The 22,967-nt window shown below is 49.2% G+C and carries 20 protein-coding genes; 18 read left to right on the top strand and 2 right to left on the bottom strand.

From position 1 onward, the window contains the following. Positions 1 to 40: 40 nt before the first annotated feature. Complete coding sequence (locus tag H9L42_RS15215; protein ID WP_187304267.1) at positions 41 to 1,744, bottom strand: DUF6273 domain-containing protein; 1,704 nt, start codon at positions 1,742 to 1,744, stop codon at positions 41 to 43. Between the two features lie 170 nt (positions 1,745 to 1,914). Here H9L42_RS15215 and H9L42_RS15220 point away from each other — a divergent pair, with 170 nt between their 5' ends. The 6 genes from H9L42_RS15220 (at position 1,915) to H9L42_RS15245 (ending at position 8,099) form a co-directional block, all read left to right on the top strand. Further along, positions 1,915 to 2,109, top strand: coding sequence for a hypothetical protein (locus tag H9L42_RS15220; protein WP_187304268.1), 195 nt, complete (start codon positions 1,915 to 1,917; stop codon positions 2,107 to 2,109). Between the two features lie 17 nt (positions 2,110 to 2,126). After that, entirely contained in the window at positions 2,127 to 2,645 is a 519-nt protein-coding gene (locus H9L42_RS15225; RefSeq protein ID WP_187304269.1) for a hypothetical protein, read from the top strand. 63 nt (positions 2,646 to 2,708) lie between these two features. Next, positions 2,709 to 4,442: a helix-turn-helix domain-containing protein gene (locus H9L42_RS15230; protein WP_187304270.1), complete on the top strand. Its 1,734-nt coding sequence runs from the start codon at positions 2,709 to 2,711 to the stop codon at positions 4,440 to 4,442. A gap of 659 nt (positions 4,443 to 5,101) precedes the next feature. After that, on the top strand, positions 5,102 to 5,257 hold the full coding sequence (locus tag H9L42_RS15235) for a hypothetical protein (protein ID WP_187304271.1): 156 nt from the start codon (positions 5,102 to 5,104) through the stop codon (positions 5,255 to 5,257). Positions 5,258 to 5,302: 45 nt separating this feature from the next. Beyond that, on the top strand, positions 5,303 to 6,124 hold the full coding sequence (locus H9L42_RS15240) for a TatD family hydrolase (protein ID WP_187304272.1): 822 nt from the start codon (positions 5,303 to 5,305) through the stop codon (positions 6,122 to 6,124). A gap of 145 nt (positions 6,125 to 6,269) precedes the next feature. Then, positions 6,270 to 8,099, top strand: coding sequence for a SpoIIE family protein phosphatase (locus tag H9L42_RS15245; RefSeq protein WP_187304273.1), 1,830 nt, complete (start codon positions 6,270 to 6,272; stop codon positions 8,097 to 8,099). A 408-nt stretch (positions 8,100 to 8,507) separates the two neighbouring features. Here the strand turns inward: H9L42_RS15245 and H9L42_RS15250 are convergent, their stop codons facing one another. Then, positions 8,508 to 9,605, bottom strand: a complete 1,098-nt coding sequence (locus tag H9L42_RS15250) for a fibronectin type III domain-containing protein (RefSeq protein WP_187304274.1) — start codon at positions 9,603 to 9,605, stop codon at positions 8,508 to 8,510. A 183-nt stretch (positions 9,606 to 9,788) separates the two neighbouring features. Here H9L42_RS15250 and tilS point away from each other — a divergent pair, with 183 nt between their 5' ends. From tilS to H9L42_RS15310, 12 genes are all read left to right on the top strand, one after another. Further along, complete coding sequence (gene tilS, locus H9L42_RS15255) at positions 9,789 to 11,180, top strand: tRNA lysidine(34) synthetase TilS (protein WP_187304275.1); 1,392 nt, start codon at positions 9,789 to 9,791, stop codon at positions 11,178 to 11,180. Positions 11,181 to 11,254: 74 nt separating this feature from the next. Further along, the gene (ftsH, locus tag H9L42_RS15260) at positions 11,255 to 13,417 is read left to right on the top strand and encodes an ATP-dependent zinc metalloprotease FtsH (protein ID WP_187304276.1); all 2,163 of its coding nucleotides are present in this window, start codon (positions 11,255 to 11,257) and stop codon (positions 13,415 to 13,417) included. Beyond that, positions 13,418 to 14,983 (top strand): PucR family transcriptional regulator, encoded by a 1,566-nt coding sequence (locus H9L42_RS15265; RefSeq protein WP_187304277.1) that lies wholly within the window; start codon positions 13,418 to 13,420, stop codon positions 14,981 to 14,983. It abuts the gene before it with no gap. Positions 14,984 to 15,016: 33 nt separating this feature from the next. Further along, entirely contained in the window at positions 15,017 to 16,261 is a 1,245-nt protein-coding gene (locus H9L42_RS15270) for a serine hydroxymethyltransferase (RefSeq protein WP_187304278.1), read from the top strand. Between the two features lie 207 nt (positions 16,262 to 16,468). Then, a complete protein-coding gene (locus H9L42_RS15275) occupies positions 16,469 to 18,010 on the top strand; it encodes an acyl-CoA carboxylase subunit beta (RefSeq protein ID WP_187304279.1) in 1,542 nt (513 codons plus the stop codon). A 12-nt stretch (positions 18,011 to 18,022) separates the two neighbouring features. Then, positions 18,023 to 18,442 carry an OadG family protein gene (locus tag H9L42_RS15280; RefSeq protein ID WP_187304280.1) on the top strand — a complete coding sequence of 140 codons (420 nt, stop codon included), beginning with the start codon at positions 18,023 to 18,025 and terminating at the stop codon, positions 18,440 to 18,442. Positions 18,443 to 18,475: 33 nt separating this feature from the next. Then, positions 18,476 to 18,874, top strand: a complete 399-nt coding sequence (locus H9L42_RS15285) for a biotin/lipoyl-containing protein (protein WP_187304281.1) — start codon at positions 18,476 to 18,478, stop codon at positions 18,872 to 18,874. 148 nt (positions 18,875 to 19,022) lie between these two features. Then, positions 19,023 to 19,814 (top strand): type III pantothenate kinase, encoded by a 792-nt coding sequence (locus H9L42_RS15290; protein WP_187304282.1) that lies wholly within the window; start codon positions 19,023 to 19,025, stop codon positions 19,812 to 19,814. Next, positions 19,814 to 20,767 (top strand): tRNA dihydrouridine synthase DusB, encoded by a 954-nt coding sequence (gene dusB, locus H9L42_RS15295; protein WP_417891428.1) that lies wholly within the window; start codon positions 19,814 to 19,816, stop codon positions 20,765 to 20,767. The genes H9L42_RS15290 and dusB overlap by 1 nt, the downstream gene beginning before the upstream one ends. 338 nt (positions 20,768 to 21,105) lie before the next feature. Beyond that, the gene (locus H9L42_RS15300; RefSeq protein ID WP_187304284.1) at positions 21,106 to 21,423 is read left to right on the top strand and encodes a PadR family transcriptional regulator; all 318 of its coding nucleotides are present in this window, start codon (positions 21,106 to 21,108) and stop codon (positions 21,421 to 21,423) included. Next, positions 21,420 to 22,049, top strand: a complete 630-nt coding sequence (locus H9L42_RS15305; protein WP_187304285.1) for a DUF1700 domain-containing protein — start codon at positions 21,420 to 21,422, stop codon at positions 22,047 to 22,049. The genes H9L42_RS15300 and H9L42_RS15305 overlap by 4 nt, the downstream gene beginning before the upstream one ends. Next, the gene (locus tag H9L42_RS15310) at positions 22,042 to 22,902 is read left to right on the top strand and encodes a DUF4097 family beta strand repeat-containing protein (RefSeq protein ID WP_187304286.1); all 861 of its coding nucleotides are present in this window, start codon (positions 22,042 to 22,044) and stop codon (positions 22,900 to 22,902) included. The genes H9L42_RS15305 and H9L42_RS15310 overlap by 8 nt, the downstream gene beginning before the upstream one ends. Positions 22,903 to 22,967 lie beyond the last annotated feature (65 nt).

Here is a 22,967-nt window from a genome sequence, read left to right on the forward strand (position 1 = left end):
TTCGTCAGGTTCGGGTTCTTTGCTCCGTCCTGTTTTCGCCTTATCTTACCCTGCATTTTCTTGCTTTGCTGTAGGAACCGTAGATCTTCGTCTTTCCGACTTTCTTAAAGGCTCTTACCTTTACATAATAGGTTTTCTTCTTCAGCTTTTTAATCGTTCTCTTTGTGGTTTTGTTCTTGCCTATGGTTACGTTTTTCTTGCCTTTGGTGAACTTTTTGTTCCTGGCGTAGGTGATCTGGTAGCCTGTGGCTTTTTTGTCCCGCTTCCAGCTTACCGTCATCTTGCGTTTTCCGGTTTTCGCCTTTGTTCCGATCACCTTTTTGGGTTTTACGGTGATGGTGATATTCTTTTTCGCCGCGTTATAAGCTCCTGTTGCCGCCGCGCTGATCGTAATCGTCGCTCTTCCCGGCGCTTTGAGGGTTACTCTGCCGGAGGAGCTTACTGCGGCCACTTTGGAGTTGGAGGAACGGTAGGTCAGCTTGCCTCCTCCGTTCGCCTTCGCGTTCAGGTTGAACGCTTTGTTTCCGTAAGTCTTCGTGTAGGAACGGGCGGTGATGGTCTGCGCTTTTTTCACAGGCGCCGCGCCCGGCTGAACGGTCAGAACCGCAGTCTTGCTGCCGCCGCTGAACCACCGGGACTGTGGAACAGTAACCGTAATGTTCGTTGTTCCCGCTCCTTTCAGGGTGATCTTGCCGGAGCTGTCGATCACGGCGACTTTCGTGTTGTCGGATTTGTAGGTCGGGTTGTTTCCGTTTTTAATCTGCTCGTTCAGATAAAACGGCGCATCTCCAAGACGTTTGGTGATCCTGGAATCAAGCTGAATGACGGTCGCGCTCTGAGTATCAAAGGACTCCTCTATATTCGCGCCGATAGTCCCCGCGCTGTCCCACAGATCCGTCTTTGTCAGATCCAGGTGGATTACGGGGCGCGCGCCGTAATCCGTTACCCTCGCATCTTCGCCAATCCCGGCATTATAGCCTCCGTCATACCCATTTGTAATTTTAACCGACCATGCGCTGTAGCTCTTATTGCCGCGGCCGCGAAGCCAATAGCCCTCCACCGGGTTCAGCGGCGCGAATCTGTTCGCATACGCCGTCGCAGTCGTGTCTCTGGTCTTTACCGGACCCCAAATTGGTCCCCCTCCGGGAGCGAATCCGTAATCCGGGTTCTCGATTTCTTCCTTGGACAGCAGGTACACCTTGTCGTTGGTAGTCGGACCGCCCGGAAAATGCTGGGTCTCCCCTTCCGTCGGGATAATGGTTACGTCCTTGTTTCTGACAGTGGCGGTTTTCAGCGCCGCCTGCTCTGCCGGAGTAAAGGCAATATCCATAAAGTTGTCTGCGGAATAATCGATACCCGAAGCGTTTTCATTCTTCCCGTATCCGTTGAGCCAGCTCCGGATCGTCGTCTTTGCCCAGACCTCCCCTCCTTTTATGTTGTACGCCATTCCCTCGGTCAGAACTTGGTCCGCCAGCAGTATGGCTTCGGTCTTTTGGGCGTTTACGTTCAGAACTCTCCATTTAATCCGCGTTTTATCCGCGCCTCCCGAGGTCTGCGGATAAGTTCCAAAATACACGCAGTCCCAGGTCGTCCTCAGACCGTCTATGCGCGGATTCGACAGATTGGTGGCGGACGCCGCCTCCGCTGTTCCGATGTTTGCCGGAACCAGCCAGGCGATCATGGTCAGCAACAGAGCTGCCGTTATCACCCGAATCGATGCTTTCGCTTCTCGAATTGCTCTCATTGATTACTCACTCCTCTCAAAAGCTTTCATACAAAATCATAATTTCCTTACATTTTTATTATAAACTGTGATAAAATTTATAAAATGGAATTTCCGCAACAGGTATTGCCATTTACGGAAATCGCGCGCCGACACATGTGGGGACTGCGGCAGAAAGGGGTTAAAAGATTATGAAACTACACATAAAACAAATACTGGTCATCGGGATTTCCCTCCTGCTCCTTGCTGGTCTCTTCCCGGAACCGCTCCGCGCTCTGACGACGCCCCAAAACGGGATCAATCTGGACTGCGCGCGAAGGTATTATTCGGTAAAGGAGATCAAGAAATATATCCGCCTGCTGTCCGAACGCGAACCGCTTACATAAACACCATCTCCCGGTACATGGAGCGCCGGGGATTTACGGTTCGCGTTTATAACGATCTGTTTCGGAAAAAGAATATAAAGCAGTTTAATCCCAATCTGGAAATCGCCTATTGGAGTTATGACGGCGATACGGAAAACAAACGGGTTTCCAAGGCGAACAGAACGTACCGCGCCGGCGCGGCGGATCTGCAAAAGGCGGGATTTCGACTGCTCAATTACAATTCCCATTACCTGTATTTCGTTCCATCGAGAAAAAACTGCACCGGGGAAAACCGGCGTTACATGGTGCGGGATTTAAAGAAAAACTGGGATTTGTGCGTCTGGGATTCGGATCGGGGACGGAAACTTTCCAGCAAAGATGGCGTAATCGGCTCCGCGATCAGCGTGTGGGGGGAAGGATTCCGCCGGAGTGTCCGCCGCAAAGATTTACCGCCAAGCTGCGCCGCTTTACCGGGCAATGACGCAGAAGCTATAGGAAGTTCAAGGAGTAGAGAGGACGCAGGAGAGATAAGCGACACCGACGTAAGAGATATATAAAGGAAGAAAAAAACAGAAGTAAAGCAAACGATATAAATGACGCAAGCGATATAGGAGATCATCATGAATTTTGCAAAAAAGCTAAATGAATATATTGAACTGCTGGATTGTACGGCAAAGGATCTGGCGGAGACTTCGGGGCTGTCTGCGGCAACTCTCAGCCGCTACCGGACGGGGAGCCGTCTGCCTGATTCGGAACATCTGGAAATATTGTCCGCCGGAATTGAGCGGCTCGCAAAAGAAAGAGGCGATCAGAGGATCAAAAAAGAGCAGGTGATGTCTGCTCTTAATTCCTGCATTCTCTCCAAAAGCGAAAATTTTGAGTTGCTGCCTGCCAATCTGGATTCTTTTCTTACCCTACTGAATATCAATGCCCGGGAGCTAGCAAATTTCGTAAATTACGATGCGTCTTCGATTTCCCGTATCCGCAAGGGGAAACGGCTTCCCGGCGATCCGAAAATGTTCGCGTCTCAGGTGGCGCAGTTCGTTTCCCTGCGGTATAACGATCCGGAGGATCGGAACCTCCTGGCGAATTTGTTTTCCTGCACGCCGGAGGAGCTATCTGTCCCGAAGGTTTATGCGGAAAAGATCCTGCAATACCTTCTCTACAACAGCCCCGCCGATTCTGCCCCTGTGCTTTCGTTTCTGTCAGCCATCGATGAGTTTGATCTGAACGAATACATGCGCAGTCTCCATTTTGATACGCTGAAAGTTCCGTCTGTCCCGTTTCAGCTTCCTATTTCCAGGGATTATTACGGGCTGGAGCAGATGCACCAGGGCGAATATGATTTTTTCAAAGCCGTCATTTTATCGAAAAGCAAGGATCCTTTGATTATGAACAGCGATATGCCGGTTGCCGATCTGACGGCTCTTCCCGGATATATGAAAAAGAATATGCAGGGTATGGCGATGGCTCTGAAAAAGGGACTTCACGTGAATATGATCCATCATGTGGATCGTTCTTTTGAGGAAGTGTTCATGGGGCTTACCGCCTGGATTCCCCTTTATATGACGGGGCTGGTTTCGCCTTTTTATCTGAAAGGGTACCGCAATTCGATCTTTGGGCACCTTTTGTTTTCCGCCGGTACTGTGGCGTTATCCGGGGAATGTGTGATGGATTCTCACGAGGAGGGAAGGTATCATCTGACCGGCAACCGACAGGAGGTTTCTTATTATCGGAAAAGAGCCGAGGCGCTACTGAAAAAGGCGTATCCTCTGATGAATATTTATCAGGAAACGGATCGAAAGGCGCTGTCTGTTTTTCTGCTCGCGGATCTGAAAACAAGCGGAACCCGAAGTTCCGTTCTTTCTTCTCCGCCGCTTTATACGATGCCGGAGGAAATGCTGCGCGCTTTTTTGCAGGCAAGATCCATCTCTTCGGACAGACAGGAGGAAATCCTGGGCTTTGCCGCGCATCAGCGACAGTTCATACAGGAAATTCTTTCCCACAGCAAAATCCACGATGCGGTCCCGGAACTTTCTCCGGAGGAAATTTCCGACCATCCGCCGCTGTTCCCGATTTCCGCGATCTTTTACGAAAACAGCCTGCCCTATACCCCGGAGGAATATCAGGCGCATGTGCGGGCTTCTGCGGAATTTGCCCGAAGGCAGCCGAATTATTCGTTTTGCACGCAGAACGCCTGGTCGTTTCGCAACATCAACATTGTTCTTCACGCGGGAAAATGGGCTATGATCTCAAAGAACAAATCGCCTGCCGCGCACTTTATCGTCCATCACCCAAAACTGCTCGGGGCGATTGAAAATATGCTTCTTCGCAAAAATTCGGGGGGGGGGTGAAATGATAAGCGTCCCTGCCTCGTTTTTTATTTTCGCTCTGTTGCTGCTGCGCCTTCCCCCTTTTCATGCCCGGTTCCGTTTCTTTCTCGCTTTCATATCCGTTTCTGTGTCTTCTTGTTTTGTTCATATTCCTTTCGTCTTTTTCACCTCCGATTCTTCCGCCGCCTTTTCTTTTGTCTGCGCACAGTCGAGAAAGGCGCGTCCCGCGTTCCGGATTCATTCGGCGTTTCCGACTTTCCCATCGGTTCCGTTTCATAGAGAACGCTATATTCCATCGGATTTTCCAGGGAAGAGTAATTTCACTTGGACGGAGCGGTTTTACCGGAAATCCTGTTTTTAGCGGTTCTCAGATCTGCGAGGCGAAATGGACAAAGTTCCCGGTTTCTGCGCTTACCGACAATCTCTTCCCTGCTCATCGGCTGCGGGACGGAAGGGCGATCGGCTTGGAATCGCTTTTGTTTTGAGCAATGGGGATAATAAGGGGCTGTCGCATTAAGAAAAATATCACTTAATGCGACAGCCCCTTTTTTGTAAAAAAGAAAACCACGGGCTATGCCTGTGGTTCAAAAGAGCTTCCAGCGGTGAGGAAAAAAAGACCTCCAATTGTTACAATAGAACTGGTCTGCCAACCAGAGAAGTAACAAAGGAGGTATCCAAAAATGGATAAAAATACTTTAGCACATACGAAATGGAATTGCAAATATCATATCGTGTTTGGCGGTGTCAAGTTGTTGTGGAGTTTTTGGTTGACAGATCCAAAAACTCCACAACAACTTGACACCGCCCAGCGCGACCTTCGTATTGCCAATCCTTAAAAGATGGAGTATGATGAAAGCAAAAGAAAATACGGAGGAAAAATCATGCTCTTTGATTCACATGCGCATATTAATAACGAATCCTTTGACGAGGAAGAACGGGAGGCTCTGATCGCGAAAATTGAGGCTTCCAAAGTGGACTATGTCATGGACATCGGTTTTAATCCGGAAAGCTCGGAGCTTGCGGTAAAACACGCGAACCGCCTGTCCTGGTGCTACGCGGCGGTAGGCTGCCATCCCCACGATACCAAGGATATGGATGAAGAAAAACTGGACAGACTGAGAGAATTGGCGCAGGAAGAAAAAGTACGGGCCATCGGGGAAATCGGTCTGGATTTTTACTATGACTACTCAGACCGGGACGCTCAGAGATACTGGTTCCGCAGACAGATTCAGCTTGCCAATGAACAGAAGATGCCTATTGTGATCCACGCCAGGGAAGCGGATCAGGAAGTAATGGATATCCTCAGAGAAGAGGGTGCTTTTTCAGAAGAACGGAAAAGCTGGTTTCCGCAGAGATACGATGGGAGTGGAGACGCCCGGGTGCTGCTTCACTGTTTCTCCGGCAGCAGAGAACTGGGACAGCAGTATGTAAAGCTGGGCGCGACTATTTCCGTGGCAGGTCCGGTGACCTATAAAAACAATAAAAAGACGGTCGCAGTCGTAGAAGCGCTGCCCATTGAAGTTCTGCTGGTGGAAACGGATTCTCCTTATCTGACTCCGGTGCCGTTTCGGGGAAAGCGAAATATTCCTCCCTATGTAGAATATACCGCGGCAAAAGTCGCGGAAATTAAAGGTCTGACTTTGGAAGAAACCGCCGCCCGGACAAAGGAAAACGCGATGCGCTTTTTTGATGTCCGCGAATAGGCGGATTTTGTCACAAAAAAAAGGACTTCTGATCCGCGGTTTCGACAAAGGAACTTTCCGGAAAGGTCTATAATAGTCCCAGGCTTGTACAAGAAATCTGTTGCAATGTTATGACGACGGCGCGCGATGGAGAAAGGGGGAGAGCATGGAACTTACATCAAAACGAAGGATTTCCGGAAAAGAAAAACGGAGGAGAAAAGAACGGGGTAAGGGAACAGAAAGAGGGGAACTGGGAATTTCACAGGCTGTGGTTCTTGCCGCCGCCTGTTTTTTTATCAGCAGAGCCTGCTTTATGGGACAGATGTTTCCGGCAGGTATCAGTCTGCTTACGGTACTTCTTTCCAGAAACCCGCTCAATTTATATTTGCTTCCCTTTCTATTGCTTGGTGTTGGCAGCTATTATAAAAGTGGAATTCCGATTGTCGGGGATTTGGCCGCGCTTTGCGGAGGCGCGCTGGTATTTTTATGCGCGGGAAGACTTTCTCTCAGGACATGGCAAAAAGCTTTGATCGCGGGAAGCATTGTTGTGATCGCAAACAGCGTTTATTATATTGCCGGAGGCATGCTTTATCGGCTTTCTATGCAGCAGCTCGTACTGGAAGGTCTGCTTACAGCTGCTTTATGCGGAGTTTTTGACAGAAGCTGTGCGTGCGGGATGTTGAGGACAGAATCCGCGGAAAATAATCAGAGAGAAGGAACTGAGGCGGAGGGGATTTTTTCTTTTTGCTCTGGCTTTATGTTAGCGGCTGTGGGAAGCGGGATCCCATGGCTGCTGTTTCCTTTGGCCATGGCTGCTGTTCTTTTTGCGGGATATTTCTTTGGCGTTTCAGGCGGGATTCTTTCCGCTGTTTCTTGCAGCCTTGTTCTGTTGCTGTGCAATGGGGAGTTCCTTGCGGTTTTTCTTTTGTTGGCGGGAGGCGTTACAGCGGGATTTTTGCAGAGGCAGAGCCGGATTTTGACATCGCTGTGCTTTTGCGCGGCTGTTCTCGGGATGGGACTTCCTGACCTTTCCGCCAATATGTCGGTGCCCTTTTATGCTCCGGTCGCTGCGGCAGCGCTGCTGGTTCTAATGCCGGTAAGATGGATGAACAGATTTGAATCCGCGCTTGGCGCTCTGCTGAATGGGGAAGGGTATGGAGAAAGACAAACGGCGATAAAAACGGCAGAGTATCTGAAAAAGGTCAGAAAAAATTTTGATGATCTTTCCGCGCTGTTTGCCGGACAGGACAATCATCGACAGCTCCTGTCCTATGAGTTTCGAGCCATATCACGAATTTTAGATCATACGCGGCAAGCCGCGGATATAGCACCTGTAAAGACAGCGGTACGGTACCGGTCAGAGACTGCCTGGGCGGGATATGCGGGGGAACAAGGCGTATCCGGAGACAGCGTTTTATGGGAGGAACTGCCGGATGGAAATTTTGCCATTGTTTTAAGCGATGGGATGGGAAAAGGGAGAACCGCCGCGGCAGAAAGCAGCCTGGCGGTGACAACCGTGATTCAGCTTTTGAAAGCCGGTCTGGACGCGGAGCTGGTTTTAAAGATTTTGAATTCAATCCTTCTGTTGAACGCGGAAAAAGAGGTCTTTTCTACCATCGATTTAGGGATTCTCAATCAAAAAACCGGAAAAATGAAATTCTATAAAATCGGAGCGGCGCCGACCTTTATCAAGCGGCGAAACAAGCAGGTGGAAAGCCTCAATGTTTCCGCGCTCCCCATGGGAATTGTAGAAGGAATCCACATTGATTACGTGGAAACCAGTCTCAGCCCGGGAGATCAGGTTATCTTAATTTCAGACGGCGTGACGGACTCTAAGCGGGAAGACGCGGAAATGAAATGGCTGACGGAGACCATCATGGGAATCCGCTCCAAAGATCCACAGACCATGTGCGATCTGATTATGAACCGGGCGGTAGAAAATTATGGACTGAGGGAAAAAGATGATTTAACCGTGGCGACGGTAAGGATGGAATAAAAAAGAAAGGGCTGCCCTGTGCTGCGCTTTCCGCAAGTCCGGACGGGAAATATGCAGCCAATCCCCATTTTTGCTCCTGAGGCTCACGCGCTGTTAGAAACAAAACGGCATTTGCACAATTTGTTTACAAAAACAACCGGATTCCAGAGGACAAAAAGACGCAAATTCCAAAAAAATCCCTGATAAAGCCTGTTTTTGTTTTTTCGTCGCCGGAACCCGTTGAAAAAATTGTAACAAATCGAAAAAATAGCCTTTTGTTACACTCATTCGAAGTCATCGGAGGATCCGGACCTCTTTTTCAGGAAAATGGACACATTGCCAGCGCCGTGGCGGCAGTGAGGATGGAGTAAAAAAAGCGGCGTTCCTGTGCTGACATGCCCCTGGTGAACGCCGCTTTTTTCAAAGACTTTATTTAACTCGTACTTTTTTAACTTTGCTGTACGCACCGTAAAGCTTTTTACTTCCGGATTTTTTATAAGCTCTTACTTTTACATAATAGGTTTTCTTTGCTTTTAATTTTTTGATCGTCTTTTTGGTGGTTTTATTTTTGGCAATTGTGATGTTCTTTTTGCCTTTTTTAAATTTTTTGTTTTGTGCATAAGTAATCTGATAGCCGGTGGCTTTTGTGTTGCGTTTCCATCTGACTGTCATTTTTTTCTTTCCCGCTTTTACTTTTAAGCCTGTAACTTTTGACGGTTTTACCACCTTGGCTACATTTGCCGGAACTGTAGTTTTATTGATATTTACATATGTAAATCCATTTGCGCGGGCGTAGGCGGCAGAAGCAGGATTTTCAGAAAATCCATAAATCTTAAAGCCGCTTACGCGCTGATAGCTTTTTACACCGGAAGTACTCGTATAGAGGTCATATCCCAGGCAGTGCGCTCCGAAAGATTTTACAGAGTCCGGAACAACCGCGGCTTTAACGGTGCCGGAAAGCATTGCGTCTTTGGCAAGCGCTGTCACAGTATAGGTTCCATCTGGAATACCATACCAGTCATCCACGATTACTTTATCCGGAACCGCATAGATGCTGCTGTCTCCCTGGACATACCCATCCATAACTTTGGCGGTCTTGTTGGAATAGAGCCAGATGCCATCTGTACTTTCAAGGAATCCGATACATATCGTAGTACTGTAGGCATAATTGTCGTTGGAATATGCGTAAATTTCAATCGCACCCTCCGCTTTTGCGGTCAATATGCCGTTACTGTCGATAGATGCTACGTTTGCAGTTTCATCATTATATTGCTCGATTTCCCAAGTCCATCCGCTCTGAGAAACCTTGATTGCCTCATCATCATAATTATAACCGACAACATCAAGATCTAACTTCTGTCCAATCGCGATGGAGTTGGGGAGAGAATTCCCATTGACCAGCCGGATGCGGTAGTAATCAATTTCAGACTGTCCTTCTTCCCCGGTTTCTGCATGGGCCATTGTCGGAATGGCAAAGACGCTGATTGCCATCATCAGGGCAATTAAAATACTTAGCTTTCGTTTCATAAATTTTCCTCCTTAAAATTAAGTAATAGTTAAGATATAAATATAGAATACACTATCAGAAATATATTGTCATAGACATGTAAAAAACAGACGTCGTATTGTAACAAAAAACATTTGTTTTACAAAAGTATAAAACACCGAAATCTCAAGAAATTTTTACAGTCTATATGATATAATAACCATATGGTAAAAAACAAAGTAAAAAACACGATTTTGAAATATCACATGTTGGAAAAGGGAGACCATGTTATCATCGGCCTTTCCGGAGGCCCTGATTCCGTGTGTCTTTTTTTTGTTCTGAAGCAGCTTAGCAGTGAACTGGACATTACGCTTCACGCGGTTCATGTAAACCATAAGTTCCGTCCCGGCGCGGCGGAAGAAGATCAGGCCTATGTGGAAGAGCTCTGTAAAAGACAGGCGATTCCATGCAGAACCTTCGTATATGATTGCAACGCAATGATGAAGGAGCAGAAAATGACCGGGGAAGAGGCCGGCCGGGCGGCGAGGTATGAAGCGTTTTCCCGGTATGGGGAGGAACTGGCGCAGAAGGGCATTCCCAGGGAGCAGATCAAAATAGCGGTTGCCCAGAATGCGGATGACCAGGCGGAGACCGTGCTGATGAGATTAATGCGGGGAACCGGACCGGATGGGCTGGCGGGAATTTCCCACATTCGGATGGAGGGCGGATTTTTGGTTGTCCGTCCATTGCTGGATGTATGGCGAAAGGAGATCGCCGCTTTCTGCGAGGGGTATGGCCTGCGTCCGCGGATCGATCACACCAATCTGCAGCCGATTTATACCCGGAATAAAATACGGCTGGAACTGATCCCTTATTTGGAGGAGTATTTTAACCCTAATATTATGGAAGCGATGGTGAGGCTCAGCAGCATTGCGGGGCAGGATAAAGATTTCCTCTGGGATTGCGCGGATAAAGCCTATCATGCCAGCAGAACGGACGGGGAGAGTCTGAGCCTGGAAAAACTCAGAGAAATGCATCCCGCGATCCGGCAGAGAGTGATTGTAAAGGCTTTTGAAGCCGCGGGACTTACGCAGGATATCACAGCGGCCCATCTTTTCGCGGCGGAACGGCTGCTGGACAGTGAAGAGGGGACAAAGACGCTGGATTTTCCAAAGGGTTACGCTATGGAGATTCAGTACGGGCAGGTGCGTTGTTTGCGGAAAAAACAGCAGCCGGATCGACTTCCTTCCGTAAAGCTGAGCGTGCAGCTGACGAAAGCGCCTCTGGAGGAATATCAACCGGGAACCGCTGTCTTTGACTGGGATAAAATCTGTGCCGTTCATGGCAGGGAGGCGCAGGTTTGCCTGAGGCGCCGGCAGGCGGGGGACTATATCCGTCTCAGACAGGGCAGGAAAAAACTGCAGGACTTTTTTGTTGATCAGAAGGTGCCCAGGGAACTTCGGGATCAGGTTCCCCTTGCGGCGGTGGGCAGCGAAATTTTGTGGGTGATTTCCTGCAGCGGGAGATTTTTAAAAAAGGACCGATATAATGAAAAATACAAGTTGGACGAAACAACAAAAAAGGCCCTTTTACTTGAAATTCTTTGTGATATGTGATAAAATGACATACCCAATTTTGGATAATAAAACAAAAATCAGATAGAGAGAACCGACAAGGGGAGGATAAAAAGTTGAAAAGGTTGTCGAAAAACATAGGCATTTACTTGATTATATTCGGTCTGGTACTGGCAATGGCCTGGTTTTACCAGAGCGGTGGAGACGGCGAAGAAGAAAAAGAAATCAGTTTTTCCAGAATGGCAGAATATGCCGCGGAGAATCAGATTTCAGAGATTAATATTACAGAGACAAAAATCAGCGCGACGCTAAAGGACGATACAAATGTGTACGCGTATGCGTCCAACGCAATCGATCTTCAGTGGTTCAATGAAAAGTATGTATATCCGCAGATTGATGAGAAGACAATTACTTACAGGACAGATGAACCGCAGGGGGATTCTATTCTGCTGAGTCTATTGCCGACGCTGATCATGATCGGAGCGCTGGTATTCTTCTTCTTTATCATTATGAACCAGAGCGGTGGAGGCGGCAAGGCCATGTCCTTCGGTAAGAGCAGGGCAAAGCTTCAGAAGGACAGCGATCTCAGAAAGGTTACCTTTAAGGACGTTGCCGGGCTGGATGAGGAAAAAGAAGAATTGTCCGAGGTTGTGGATTTTCTCCGCAATCCGAAAAAATATAACAGCCTGGGAGCGCGGATTCCTAAGGGAATTCTGCTGGTAGGTCCTCCGGGAACCGGTAAGACCTATATTTCCAAGGCAACCGCGGGAGAAGCGGGAGTTCCGTTCTTTACAATCAGCGGTTCCGACTTTGTGGAAATGTTTGTCGGCGTCGGAGCGTCCCGTGTAAGAGATCTGTTTGAACAGGCGAAGAAGAACGCGCCGTGTATTATTTTTATCGACGAGATCGACGCGGTAGGCCGCAAGAGAGGCGCAGGCCTGGGCGGCGGACATGATGAAAGAGAACAGACTCTGAATCAGCTGCTGGTTGAGATGGACGGGTTCGGCGAAAATACAGGAATTATTATTCTGGCCGCGACAAATCGGCCGGATATTCTGGACCCGGCTCTCTTAAGACCGGGACGGTTTGACCGCCAGATCGTAATCGGCGCTCCGGATATCAAGGGAAGAGAAGAGATTTTCCGGGTACATTCCAGGAACAAACCCCTTGCCGACGAGGTGGATCCGAAGGTTCTGGCAAGGAGAACACCGGGATTTACCCCGGCGGATATCGAAAATATGCTCAATGAAGCGGCTCTTTTGACTGCCAGAAGAAACGGCATGAAGATCCGCATGGACGAAATTGAAGAAGCGATTACAAAGGTAATTGCAGGACCGGAAAAGAAGAGCCGGGTAATCAGCGAGGAAGAACGCAGATTGACCGCGTTCCATGAAGCGGGGCACGCGGTTGTAGCGCATTCTCTGCCGAAAACCGATCCGGTTCACCAGATTACCATTGTGCCGAGAGGCCGCGCGGGTGGATTTACCATGATCCTGCCGAAGGAAGATAAATATTACGGCACAAAGACGTCTATGCGGGAACAGATCATCCATCTGTTGGGCGGTCGTGTGGCGGAAATGCTGACCCTGGACGATATCAGCACCGGCGCCAGCAACGATATTATGCGGGCGACAGAGATCGCCAAGGATATGGTGACAAAATACGGATTTAGCGACAAGCTGGGACCTGTAAATTACAGTTCTTCCGATGAGGTGTTCCTGGGCAAGGATTTTTCTACCAGGCAGAACTACTCGGAAGAAACCGCTTCCGAAATTGATGAGGAAGTGAAGAATATCGTGGAAGCCTGCTTTGAAGAAGCAAAGGCTATCCTGAGTGAACACATGGATAAGCTGCAGACCGTAGCCGAAGCGCTTCTTGAGATTGAAACCCTTTCCGGCGAGCAGTTTGAACTGCTTTACAGCGGGAAGATGACAGCGCAGGAACTGGTTGCGGATGTGCAGATGAAAGAAGACGAGCGCCGGGAAAAGAACGCGGCTGAGGCTGAGGAATCCGCGAGACTTTTAAGAGAAGCGGAAGAACGGGAGGCCAGAGAGGCGGAAGCGGCGCTGAACAATATGGTTCTGGAAAAGCAGGAAGAAAACGGGATGACCGAAGACGACGAAGATGACGATATGCCGAGCGAAGAAGAACTGGCCAAGTACGATGGCGACTATTTCGCCGATGAGGAGGAAGAAGAACCGGATTCCGACGCGGCAAAGCCTGACGAAAAGGGGAAAGCGCCATCTGAAAAGAAGGACGAAGATAAAGAGGAAAAATAGATGAAAGTTACAGTAAAAGATTGTCTGGAGCTAAGCACGTTTAAAGGGGCGCGTGTTGTCGCGGGAGAAGCGGGAATGGAAAATGATGTAAAATCCGTATCTGTCCTGGAAGCGACGGTGCCTAATGAGATACAGGCATACGCCGATGACGGGGGCGAGTTGCTTCTGACCGGGTTCTTTTCTGTGCGGGACGATGTTTCCAAGCAGTGTCAGATTGTAAAACAGGTAGCGTCTGACGGTCACGCGGCTCTGGTAGTCTTTTATGTGGGCGCGGTAGTCCGCTCTCTGGATCCGGCTGTGATCGAGGCTGCCGATGCGTATGGTCTTCCGTTGATTGTCATGCCGTCGGACAGCAAAGTGCATTTTTCCCATGTGATTACACAGATTATGGAGAAGGTGCTTTACAGCGATAACTTTAGCAATCGGCTGATTAGCAACACGATTTTTCATCTTTTAAACTTTGAAAAACACAGCAACTTCCAGTCCGCGGTAAGAGAAGCCGCCATTAACAACGATTTTCAGCTTATCCTTTTAAGTGAGGATTTTAATCCCATCCTTTCGGTGGAAACACGCCATAAAACGACCATCGCCGAGGCGATTCGAATGGGTAAAGAGCACCAGGTGGAAAAACAGTCGGAAGTCTACACGATGATCGATGTAAACGGAGTTCTGACCTATTGGGGGCCGGTTACCATCAACAATGATAAATATTTTATGTTCATTGTGGACAATGAGGATTCCTATTCCGCGGGCGAGATTACAAAGCTGGCGGAGATTATCGAGCTGGCTATGGGGATGTGGAAATATACGCCGGAGCGGGACGCCAAAGCGGAATTTATTAAAGCTCTCATGCGTGGCAACAAGAGCCTTGCCTATACGTTGAAAGACGAAGCGGGGATCGATGGTGAGGATATTCTCAGCGTGTTTTTTGCGAAGGGGATTAATCAGAGTGTTCTGGCGGAATTTGAAAAGCAGGAAGGGCTGCAGATTATGAAAATCAGCGAAGGTGATGAGACCTACGGCATGATTTTAAAGGATCAGGATGAACCCGATGTGGAGATTGACGGCAAAAAAAGCTGTGTGAAACTTTTTAACGAACTGAAAGCGGACAAGACCGTCCGCATTTTCCATGTGACGGGATTGGATGGAATCGAAGGCGCGGGCGACGCCTACCGCCTGATCAGTGAAAGCTGGTCCTTTGTGCAGAATGTATTCCCGTACAAACGGGTATTTACCAAATATGAGCTGGCCCTCGTGAGCAACTGCATCAATATTCAGCTTCAGGGCGGCTATGTAAAAAAGAACTACATGGAACTGCTGGAATCGTTTAAAGGCGCGGGAGAAAACAAAGGAAAACAGCTGTTGGATACGCTGGAGACCTTTGTGCTGGACGCCGGCATGAACAGCGGAAAAACGGCGGAATTCATGGGAATCCATACGAATACGGTCCAGTACAGACTGAAACGAATCAACGATGTGCTGGGTGTAGAGATAACGGGAAATCGCGTAATCCCGGGCCTGACAATCGCGTTGGCGTTAAAGCGCCTGGAGAGGGTTGTCAGCTAAGCGGCTTATGTTGTAAAAGAAAAGGAGACGTACATGTATTTTAATTATCTGGACAAGGCTGACCCTGAAATCAGCGCGGCAATTAAGCGTGAAATGGGCAGACAGGAAACAAAAATTGAAATGATCGCATCGGAAAACTTCGTAAACTTTGAAATCATGGAGGCTATGGGAAGCGCTCTGACGAATAAATACGCCGAAGGATATCCGGGAAAACGGTATTACGGAGGATGCGAGTTTGTAGATGAAGTGGAAACGCTGGCCATTGAGCGGGCAAAATCCCTCTTTGGAGCGGAACACGCCAACGTGCAGCCCCACTGCGGAGCGAACGCCAATACTGCCGTTTATCAGGCAGTTCTTGAATACGGCGATCCGGTTTTAGGCATGGACTTGTCTAACGGCGGCCATCTGTCCCATGGATCTCCGGTGAACATTTCCGGAAAGTCCTACAAATTCATCTCTTACGGGCTCAACCCGGAGACAGAAAAAATAGATTTTGACAACGTACGGGAACTGGCTTTAAAGCATAAGCCAAAGTTGATTGTAGCGGGGGCGTCCGCGTATCCGAGAACCATTGAAACGGATAAATTCAGAGAGATCGCGGATGAGGTCGGCGCGATCCTGATGGTGGACATGGCCCACATCGCGGGGCTTGTCGCTACCGGACATCATCCGAATCCGGTAGAATACGCGGATATTGTGACCAGCACTACCCATAAAACTCTGAGAGGACCGAGAGGCGGCTTGATTCTCTGCAAGGAGAAATACGCCAAAGCCATCGACAAGGCAATCTTTCCGGGTACGCAGGGTGGACCTCTGGAGCATGTGATCGCGGCAAAGGCGGTATGCTTTAAAGAAGCGGCCCAGCCGGAATTTAAAGATTACCAGGAACAGGTAATACGCAACGCGCAGGTTCTGGCAGAATCCCTGATTGAGAAGGGATTTAAACTGGTTTCCGGCGGAACCGATAATCATCTGGTGCTGGTAAATCTGGTGAATAAGAACCTGACCGGAAAGAAAGCGGAAAATCTGTTGGATGAAGCCAATATCACCACTAATAAAAATACAGTTCCCAACGATCCGCAGAGCCCGTTTGTTACCAGCGGACTGCGTCTGGGAACACCGGCGATGACCAGCAGAGGATTTAAAGAAGACGATGTGAGAAAAACGGTAGAGGCGATGGCGCTGGTTCTGGATAATCCGGATGACAGCACGTCCATGGAACAGGCAAAGACCATTGTAAAAGAGCTTTGCGACAAATATCCACTATATCAGAAATAAGAGAAAAAGATAGGAGGCTCCGTTTTCAGACGGCAGCCTCCTTTTGCGAAAACCATTGATTTTACAAGGGTTACAAAATTGTAAGAATAATGTATACAATGGAAATTCGGTTGCAAAACCGATGGATTTACGATATAGTGAGGTTGGTGCGGAATGCACGGATAAACCTTTCGCAAAACATCCAGAGTGGTTAAGGAGGAAATAGATATGAACAAGCTCGAAGAACTTCGCCAGTTGAAAGAAAAAATCAATTTAGGCGGAGGGCAGAAACGAATTGACGCGCAGCATAAAAAGGGAAAGATGACCGCGAGAGAACGACTGAATGTCCTCTTCGACGAAGGAAGCTTCGTTGAAATGGATGTCTTTGTATCTCACAGGTGCACGAACTTTGACATGGCGGACACGAAGGCTCCCGGAGACGGCGTTGTGACCGGATACGGAACCGTGGATGGAAGACTGGTATTCGCGTACGCGCAGGATTTCACCGTACTGGGTGGATCGCTGGGCGAATATCACGCGGAAAAGATCGTCAAAGTTCAGGGGATGGCGCTGAAGATGGGCGCTCCGATTGTAGGGTTGAACGACTCGGGCGGCGCGAGAATTCAGGAAGGCGTAAATGCCCTTTCCGGATTTGGAAAGATTTTTCATAACAATACCATTTCTTCGGGCGTAATTCCACAGATTTCTGTGATTATGGGTCCTTGCGCGGGCGGAGCGGTATACTCACCTGCTATCACAGATTTTATCTTTATGGTAGACAAAACCAGCCAGATGTTTATAACCGGACCGGAAGTAATTAAAACGGTTACGGGTGAAGATATTTCCGCGGAGCAGCTGGGCGGCGCGATGACACATAATACGGTCAGCGGAGTTGCCCACTTTATCGGAAAGGATGATACGGAGACGCTGATGCAGGTGAGGGAGCTTCTCAGCTACATGCCTTCTAACAACCTGGAGACAGCTCCGGTTTACGCGACGGACGATGATCCGAACCGGATGATTCCGGAATTTAACGAAATTATTCCGGAAAATCCAAATAAAGCGTACGATATGTATGAAATTATCAAAAAACTGGCGGATGATGGCAAGCTGTTCGATGTGATGCCTCATTACGCGAAGAATATGATAACCTGCTTCATCCGGATGGACGGAGCGACGGTAGGCGTGATCGCCAATCAGCCGAAATTCGGGGCGGGATGTCTGGATATCAATGCTTCTGACAAGGCGGCAAGATTCATCCGAAGGTGTGACGCTTTCAATATCCCGCTACTTACCATTGAGGATGTTCCCGGATTCCTTCCGGGGGCGGATCAGGAATACGGCGGCATTATCCGCCACGGAGCTAAAATGCTGTACGCGTACTGCGAGGCCACAGTTCCGAAAATTACAATGATTTTGAGAAAGGCATACGGCGGAGCCTACATCGGAATGTGCAACAAAGAGCTGGGCGCGGATCTGGTTATGGCGTGGCCGAGTGCGCAGATTGCGGTAATGGGCGCCGAAGGAGCCGCTAATATTGTGTTTAAAAAAGAAATCAAAGCGGCAGATGATCCGGCCGCGAAGAAACAGGAAAAAATAGCTGAATACGAGGAGCAGTTCAATAACCCGTACCGGGCGGCCGAGATGGGTTATGTAGATGATGTAATTGAGCCGGCTACGGCAAGACAGCGGATTATCAGCGGGCTGGATATGCTCAGCACTAAGAGAGAATCTCTGCCGGCGAAGAAACACGGAAATATTCCACTGTAGGAGGTGGCGCAGATGAGTTTGATGGAACAATTCGCGAATCCGGAAACCATGCAAAGTCTGTCTATTGGAGACAAACTGGCGGGAGCGGGAATTACAACCGTTATGGGCATGGGCATTACATTTGTGGTACTGATCCTGCTATGGGGATGTATCGCGTTTATGACAAAGATTACCTATCGTCCGAAAAAAGGAGATAAGGCGCCGCAGACGACGACGGATGCCGCCGCGCCCCCCTCAGCAGCAGCGGCGGATATAACGGATCATTCCGCTATCGATGAAAATGTGATTGCGGTGATCGCCGCGGCGATCGCGGCGTATGAAGGCGGATCGCCGAATAATCTGGTGGTGCGCAAAATCCGCAGGATTTCAGGTGAAACGACGGCATGGGGAGATGCCGGACGCGCGGACTGTATAGAAAGCAGAAAGTTTTAGAAAGAATTTACCAGGAAAGGGAAGGAAATTGAAATGAAAAAGTATAATATAACGGTAAATGGGACGGTATATGCGGTAGAAGTGGAAGAAGCGGGCGCTGCGCCTTCAGCACCTGCGCCAGCCCCGGCAGCGCCGGCGGCCGCGGCTCCTGCACCGACACCAGCGGCACCTGCGCCAGCGCCGGCAGCCCCGGCACCGGCTCCTGCAGCGGCGGCAGGCGGGCAGACAATCAGCGCACCGATGCCGGGAACTATTTTCGATATCAAAGTAACCCCGGGCCAGGCAGTCAATGCAGGTGACGTCCTGATCATTCTCGAAGCGATGAAGATGGAAAATGAAATCATGGCTCCGGAAGCAGGCACGGTTGACGCGGTGCTGGTAACGAAGGGCGCGTCCGTAAATATGGGCGACGCGCTGGTTACCTTAAAATAGGAAATCGCCAAACGGAAACTCAAAACTGGCGGGCAGAGCATGTCCGCCAGTTTTCCATTAGAGGACAATTTTTCTTTATTAATTGCGCAGGGTGTAGTATAATAGCTTGCGGAGTCTAAAAAAAGCAGAGCAAAGGAGATACACAGCCATGCTACTGGCATTTGACGTAGGAAATACGAATATCGTACTGGGAGTGTTCAAAGACGGAGCACTGATACAGAATTGGAGACTGGAGACGGACAACAATAAAAGCGCGGACGAATACGGCATGGTCGTCAACCAGCTTTTCCAGTATGTAGGTCTGAAGATGGAGGATGTGGAGGATATTATCATTTCAACGGTAGTCCCTTCCGTACTGTTCACCCTTCAGCACCTGTCCATGAAATATTTTAATAAAAGAGCAATCGTAATCGGTCCGGGGATCAAGACCGGGTTGATTGTAAAATATGATAACCCCAAACAGGTAGGCGCGGATCGGATTGTAAACGCAGTGGCCGCTCATGCCAAGTATGGGGGCCCGCTGATTATCATTGATTTTGGAACAGCGACTACTTTCTGCGCGGTTTCGGAAAAAGCGGAATATCTGGGAGGAACAATCGGACCGGGCCTGAAAATTTCTTCCGAAGCCCTGTTTGAGAAAACGGCGAAACTTCCGAAGGTAGAGCTGGAAGAGCCGGGAAGCGTGATCTGCAGGAATACCATTCAGAGTATGCAGTCAGGACTGGTATACGGACATATGGGAATGGTAGACTACATCGTAAGGAAGATGAAGAAGGAACTCCAGGAGTACAGCGAGACAGACGAGCCGGTAAAGGTAATTGCCACAGGCGGGCTGGCTACCCTGATCGACAATGGGGTTGACTGCATTGATCATGTGGACAAGATGCTTACCCTGGAAGGCCTGGAAATGATCTACAGGAAGAATCGGCGGAAAAAATGATCCGGATCGGAACGATAGAACTTGAAAATCCTTTTGTCCTGGCTCCATTGGCAGGCATCACAGACGCGTCCACAAGGAGCCTCGCCAAAGAGCAGGGAGCGGCACTGGTTTATTCGGAAATGATCAGCGGAAAGGGACTCTGGTATAAAGACAAAAATACGGAGAGGCTTTTGAACATCGCGGAGGGAGAAGAGCCGATCTTTTATCAGCTGTTCGGCAGTGATCCGGAAATTCTGGCTCACGCGGCGAGAGAACTGCGACCGCGCCGCAATGCGGGAATTGATCTTAATATGGGATGTCCGGTACCAAAAGTTGTAAAAAACGGAGAGGGTTCCGCCCTTTTAAAGAATCCCCAGCTTATTTATGATCTGGTATATGCTGTGGTCCAGGCGGCGGAAAAGCCGGTGACAGCGAAAATCCGTATCGGATGGGACGCAGACAGTATCAACGCGGTGGAAACCGCGAAAGCCATTGAAGCTGCCGGAGCGTCGGCGATTGCCGTTCACGGAAGGACGAGGGAGCAGTATTATACCGGGCAGGCGGACTGGAACATGATCCGCAAGGTAAAAGAGGCGGTTTCCATTCCGGTTATCGGAAACGGAGATGTGTTTTCCGGTGAGGACGCCAACCGTATGCTGGCGGAGACCGGGTGCGACTTAGTAATGATTGCGAGAGGCGCGTTGGGAAACCCCTGGATTTTTCGGGACGCGCTGGCCATCTGGCGGGGAGAGGAAGTCCCGCCCGCGCCGACACTGGAGGAAAAAGTCCGTATGATGCGGATTCATCTGGAGCGAATGCTCGCGGAAAAGGGCGAGTATGCCGCAGTCCGGGAAATGCGGAAGCACGCCGGATGGTATCTGAAAGGAGTTCATGGCGCCGCGGCGATTCGCAGGAACATTAATACGATTACCAGCGCGGAGGAATTAAAACGAACAATTGAAGAGATTCTTTAAGGAGCCGGCGTATCTGAGCAATTCCGATGCGCACGGCTCTTTTTTTTATCAACACTTTGCGATAATTTTTATTTGTTTATAAAAAATGCGGAATTCCAGGAGCCCTATTCCTGTGGTTACCCTATTTCTGGGTATATTTAGCGAATTCACGGTCTGAAAGCCTTGGAAATTTAGTAACAAATGCGAAAAATTTTAATTTGTTACGCGTAGTCCTGTCAGTCTCCTTTTGATTCGGCAATACAAGAAAAAAATCGATACTTATAAAGCTTGACAAATAATATTATATGGAGTATAGCATTAATCGTTCAATAATATAATACAAGAAAGAAGGAGTGGTTATGGGCTTTAAAATTGAATCGGCCCTGCTGGAAGCGTGTGTACTTTCGGTACTGTCAAAAGGGGATACCTACGGATATGTGCTTACCCAGTCCATGAAACAGGTGCTGGATATATCGGAATCAACCTTGTATCCGGTACTGCGGCGTCTGCAGAAAAATGAATATCTGCGGACCTACGACCAGCCCTATCAGGGGAGGAACCGAAGGTACTACAGCGTGACAGACAAGGGAAAAGAACAATTTGAAATTTACAAGAAGGAATGGAAGGAATATAAGGAGCAGATTGACTCCTTATTAAGCGGGGGTGAAACGGAATGAACAGACAGGACTTTATGAATCAGCTGGCTGCCGAACTGTCAAAGCTTCCCAAAGAGGAAGTGCAGGCGGCTATGGAATACTACAGCGAATATTTTGACGAAGCGGGACCGGAAAGGGAACAGCAGGCAATCAAAGATCTGAGAAGCCCGTCGAAAATCGCCACACAGATCAAAGCCGACTATGCGGTACGGCAGCTGGATGAACCGGGAAAGTCCCGTTCCGCAAAAAAAGGACTTACCGCCCTTCTATGGGTTGTGCTGGGAGTCTTTGCCGCTCCGGTGGCGCTTCCGGTAGCCATTGCGCTGGGAATCTGCGCGTTTGCTGTGTTCTTCTGCGCGCTGGTTGTGCTGGTGGCTCTGATTGTCAGCCTGGGAGCCTGCTGCCTGGGAGGAATCGCTTTTGTCGCGGCAGGAATTGCCGGACTGGGCGCGAGCTTGAGCGGAAGCCTTTTTTTAATTGGTATCGGATTGGTGGCTTCCGGAATTATGGCGCTTTTGTGTGTAGGCGCGGCGGTTGGAACAAAGGCTCTGGTACGCGCGGCGGCCAGGCAGATGAGAAAATCCAGGAATTATAAGCTGCGCGCCGGATATACGAAGAAGGAAAAGGAGGCGGGAAGCGATGTGTAAGAAAATGAAAGTATTTCTGCTGATTTGCGGTATTGTGGTTGGAATCGGAGTGATTTTCTCTGTCGCGGGACTGGCGGCAGGGGGGATCCAGGGGCTGGCGCGGATTCAGGAAAAAGTGCCGTGGATTTCCTTTGGCCCAGAGAAAATGCAGTCCCAAAGCTATGAATGTCAGCCTTTTTCTTCGGTGGATCTTTCCTCAGGCGCAGGTGATGTCAGATTCGCTGAAAGCAACTCCTGGCGTGTGGAAGTCCTTTATGCCCAGAGGAGAGGTGCGCCTTCCGTGGAAGTAAAGAATCAGACGCTGATCATAAAGCCTTCCGCGGAAAACGGCAAACAGGTCTATCTGAGCTTTTATAACGGAAGCGGCGAAGACGAGCATATTACCATTTATTATCCGCAGGGTACAAAGTTTGACCAGATAAAGGCAGACAGCGATATGGGGGACATCACGCTGGGCAATGTGGCGGCGAAGAGTGTCCAGATTGAGACTAGCGCGGGAGACGTGGAACTCAGTGAAATTACGGCAGACACCTTCCGGCTTGTGTCGGATATGGGAGATGTGGACGGAACCGCGCTGAATACGAAAGCGGCGGATATCCAGACGAACGCCGGGGATCTCGAACTGTCAGGAACTTTTTCCGGAACGACAAATATCAGCTGCGACATGGGGGACTGTACGTTCTCGACACAACTCTCGAAAGAGACTTACACCATTGAAGCGGATGCGGATGCGGGCGACTGCGAGGTGGACGGACTTGAGGCAAACGGTTCCTATCGTGTTGAAAATCCAGGGGCAAAGAACCATCTCGTCGCAAGGACCAACGCGGGAGACTTAGAGCTTCATTTCCAGTAAGGAAAGATGGAACCCATAGGGGCTTTGTAGCCAGAAGCGCTCAAATCCCGCATGTGAATACAAAA

Source organism: Zhenpiania hominis, from assembly GCF_014333425.1.
In the GTDB taxonomy this organism is placed as follows: domain Bacteria; phylum Bacillota; class Clostridia; order Peptostreptococcales; family Anaerovoracaceae; genus Hominibacterium; species Hominibacterium hominis.